This is a genomic window from Roseibium sp. (genome assembly GCF_025698965.1).
GTDB lineage: Bacteria > Pseudomonadota > Alphaproteobacteria > Rhizobiales > Stappiaceae > Roseibium.
Window position 1 is genome coordinate 1 of record NZ_JAILWL010000553.1, and the last position, 3,956, is coordinate 3,956.

The following is a 3,956-nucleotide window of genomic DNA, read 5'->3' on the forward strand; positions in this document are numbered from 1 at the left end:
TCAACAATGCTGTAATTAGAAGCGCGCCTATGATTTTCAGCGAAATTGCAATGACTACGGCAGTCATCAGCATGAAAATCAACTCTGCCCGTTCCGGTCGCAATCCCTCACCCGCAGCCAGATCCGGACTTACCGTTGCAGCAAACAATTGCCGCCAGACCAGGATCAAGACTGCAAGAACGAGGCCCCCGCCGATGTAAATCATCGCGATATCCATTCTGGTCACGGCCAGAATGTCGCCGAACAGCAAGCCGAGAAGATCCACACGCACCCAGGTCATAAAAGCCAGACTCACCAGCCCGAGTGCGAGTGCGGAATGCGATAGAAGACCCAGGATCGCATCTGAAGACAGAGTGTCGCTTCTCCGCAAGGACAGCAGCATAAGGGCAAGAACGACGGACACTCCGCCTACAGCAAGCGTTGTGTTTACTTCAAAGAGCAGTGACAAGGCTACGCCGAGCAGCGCTGCATGGGATAGCGTGTCGCCGAAATAGGCCATTCGCCGCCAGATGATGAAGCATCCGAGTGGTCCTGCGACAAGTGCAACCCCAACCCCGGCCACCAGAGCCCTTGTAAAAAAATCATCGAGCATTGGTTACCCTGCCGCGCGTGCGCATTTCTTCAGTTTCACGGCCATGGTCTTCATGATCGTGATCATGATTTTCTCCCGGGCAATCGGAGCAGATCGAGCCATCTGCATGGCGGACCTGGCCGTCGGGCAGGTGGACGTGATCATGGTGATGTTCGTAGACCGCGAGACCTGCCCCTGCCCTGGCTCCGAACAAGGCGTGGTACTGATCGCTCTTGCTCACATCCGATGGCGTTCCCCGACAACAGACGTGACCATTAAGGCATATGACCTGATCGGCCGCAGCCATGACGACATGAAGGTCGTGCGAGATCATCAAGATACCGCAACCGAGCGAATTTCGGATGTCCGAAATCAAATCGTAAATCGCAATTTCACCTGCATAGTCGACACCTTGTACCGGTTCATCCAGAACCAGGAGATCGGGATGGCGCGCGATTGCACGCGCCAGCATCACCCGCTGCATTTCGCCACCTGACAAGGTTCGCATTTCAGCGTTGATGAGCCGTGATGCCCCCGTCTGCTCCAGGGCGTCTCGGCACTGCGCCTCGGTAAGAGGATTGGTCAACCGCAAAAACCGCTGCACACTTAACGGCAACGTCCAGTCGATAGAAAGTTTTTGCGGTACATAGCCCACCTTGAGGCCTCTTTGGCGGTATGCCGCGCCTTCTGTCGGCTTGAGAATTCCAAGCGCCAATTTGGCGGTTGTGGATTTCCCCGACCCATTCGGGCCAATCAGGGTCACGATTTCGCGGGCCGAAACCGACAGATCCACACCGCGCACAAGCCATTCACCGCCCTTGCGAATGCCTGCACGGTCCAGCCGTATCAGTTGGCTCTCGGGTTCTGTCATGGTTGAGCTTACCTGCCTTGAGCAATTGTGGGTCGGCCACGGCGTTACATTATTACACAATTCCGCGTCAAGCCTGCAACCAACAACTTGCAACACGATCTCGCGGTGTTTATCAATCTGGAAGCATTTATTGATATGATTATTAAAGCGTCTCTCCGACATTAGGAAAACTAGATCATGATATTTCCCTGCATTTTGTCTGGTGGTATCGGTTCCCGGCTGTGGCCGCTTTCGCGTACCGACCGGCCAAAACAGTTTTTGGCGCTGTTTGACGGAGAAAGCCTTTTTCAGAAGACCTGTAAACGGGTCAATCAACCCGGATTTGCGTCACCCATTGTCATTGGAAGCAACAATCACAGGTTTTTGATCGGTGAGCAATTGTCGGAACTCGAGATCGAAGCCAACTCGATCCTGTTGGAGCCAGTCGGTCGGAACACCGCTCCACCAGCCCTGATGGCGGCACTGATTGCGGCCGAAACCGATCCCGATGCCCTGATCCTGCTGCTTCCCTCCGATCACCTGATCCGCAAGGAAGACGTCTTCCTGAATGCGGTACGATCCGCACAAGCAGCAGCGCAAAACGGCTCGATCGTCACGTTCGGCATTACACCTACTGAACCAAATACCGGCTACGGCTATATCAAAGTCGAGCCCGGCGATGAGCCTGTACGCCCGGTTGAAGCCTTCGTCGAAAAACCTGACCTTCCGCGCGCCCAGGCTTTTCTGAAGGACGGCGGCTATGTCTGGAATGCGGGTATATTTCTTTATTCCGCGCAGACGATGATTGACGCTTTCAAAGCGTTTCAACCCGACCTCTACGAACAAATCGTCACTGTTATGAAAACCCGTCACAGCGACCTGGACTTCACCAGGATCGACAAGGATGGATTTGAAAAACTGGCGAATATTTCCATCGATTACGCAATCATGGAAAAAGCAGACAACGTCGTGTGTGCACCGGTTGCCCCCGAATGGGACGATCTGGGGTCCTGGTCTGCCATCTGGACGGTTCTGGAAAAGGACGACAGCGGCAATACCGGTCTTGGCGACACGCGCTTCCTTAGCAGCAAGGACTGCCTGGCATATGCAGAACAGGGGCTCGTGTCGATCATCGGTCTGGAAGACGTCATGGTTATCGCAACCACCGACAGCGTTCTGGTCGCACACAAGGACAAGGCCCAGGACGTCAAGAAAATCGTTGAGCAATTGAAGGCGGAAGGCCGTAACGAAGTCGACCGGCATCCCCGCGCCTACAAGCCGTGGGGATATACCGAACGCATCAATTCCGGGAACCGGTTTTCGGTCCAGTCCATGATGATCAAACCTGGCAAGCGGCTCGGATTGCAGAGCCATCTTCACAGAGCGGAACACTGGATTGTGGTTTCCGGAACGATAGAAATCACAATTAATGGCGAGACAAGGCTGCTTGCGGAAAACCAGTCGGCCTATGTTCCGCTGGGTGCAAAACACACCTTGCATAACCCCGGCAAGATCCCGGCCAGAATGATTGAAGTTCAGTCCGGTACCTATCTGCAGGAAGACGACATCCTCCGCCATCCGGAAACATCACAGTAACCGCACCCCATTCGCAAAAACCGTGATGCGAACTTGCCTTCCTGACGGAATTGCGGCAACACATGTGCCAGCAGCAATCTGGCCGGTGAAAGTGTTGCCGCGTCCGTACAACGATCAGGAACAGACTCATGCACCACGTTTACATCTGTGATTATGTCCGGACACCCATCGGTCGTTTCGGAGGAATGCTTTCGTCAGTTCGTGCAGACGATCTGGGTGCGATTCCAATCGAGGCGCTGATGGAACGCAACCAGGATACGGACTGGGCGGAAGTGGACGATGTTTTTTTCGGATGTGCCAATCAGGCCGGTGAAGACAACAGAAACGTCGCGCGCATGTCTTCGCTTCTTGCGGGTTTGCCGGACACGGTTCCGGGATTGACCCTCAATCGACTGTGTGGTTCGGGAATGGATGCAGTTCTCACTGCAGCCCGTGCCATCAAAAGCGGCGAAATCGATCTTGCGATTGCAGGTGGCGTCGAAAGCATGTCACGAGCACCGTTTGTCATGCCGAAGGCTGAAACCGCGTTTTCCCGCAACTCGGAGATATTTGACACCACAATCGGCTGGCGCTTTGTCAATCCATTGATGAAAAGCCAATACGGCATCGACAGCATGCCGGAAACGGCGGAGAACGTCGCCGAACAGTTTTCCATATCAAGACAAGATCAGGATGCCTTTGCGCTGCGCAGCCAGCAGCGCGCCTCAAAGGCCCAGCAGTCAGGCCGCCTTGCCGAGGAAATCGTGCCTGTCATGATTCCCCGACGCAAAGGAGATCCAATTCTGGTCGACAAGGACGAACATCCGCGCGCAGATACCACGCTGGACTCTCTTGCCGGTCTCAAAACACCCTTTCGGGAAAGCGGATCCGTCACCGCCGGCAACGCCTCCGGTGTGAATGATGGTGCGGCAGCCCTTCTGATTGCTTCCGAGGCTGCGG

General features: G+C 54.8%; 4 protein-coding genes. 2 read left to right on the top strand and 2 right to left on the bottom strand.

From position 1 onward, the window contains the following. Both K5905_RS29265 and K5905_RS29270 read right to left on the bottom strand, forming a co-directional pair. A partial coding sequence (locus K5905_RS29265; protein WP_297591053.1) for a metal ABC transporter permease occupies nucleotides 1-592 on the bottom strand: 592 nt, incomplete at its 3' end. Beyond that, nucleotides 582-1,442, bottom strand: a complete 861-nt coding sequence (locus tag K5905_RS29270) for a metal ABC transporter ATP-binding protein (protein WP_297591055.1) — start codon at nucleotides 1,440-1,442, stop codon at nucleotides 582-584. The genes K5905_RS29270 and K5905_RS29265, both read right to left, overlap by 11 nt. Nucleotides 1,443-1,619: 177 nt before the next feature. Between K5905_RS29270 and K5905_RS29275 the strand changes: the two genes are divergently transcribed. Further along, complete coding sequence (locus tag K5905_RS29275; RefSeq protein WP_297591057.1) at nucleotides 1,620-3,017, top strand: mannose-1-phosphate guanylyltransferase/mannose-6-phosphate isomerase; 1,398 nt, start codon at nucleotides 1,620-1,622, stop codon at nucleotides 3,015-3,017. Between the two features lie 128 nt (nucleotides 3,018-3,145). After that, nucleotides 3,146-3,956: acetyl-CoA C-acyltransferase (locus tag K5905_RS29280; protein WP_297591060.1), on the top strand; the 811-nt coding region annotated here is incomplete at its 3' end.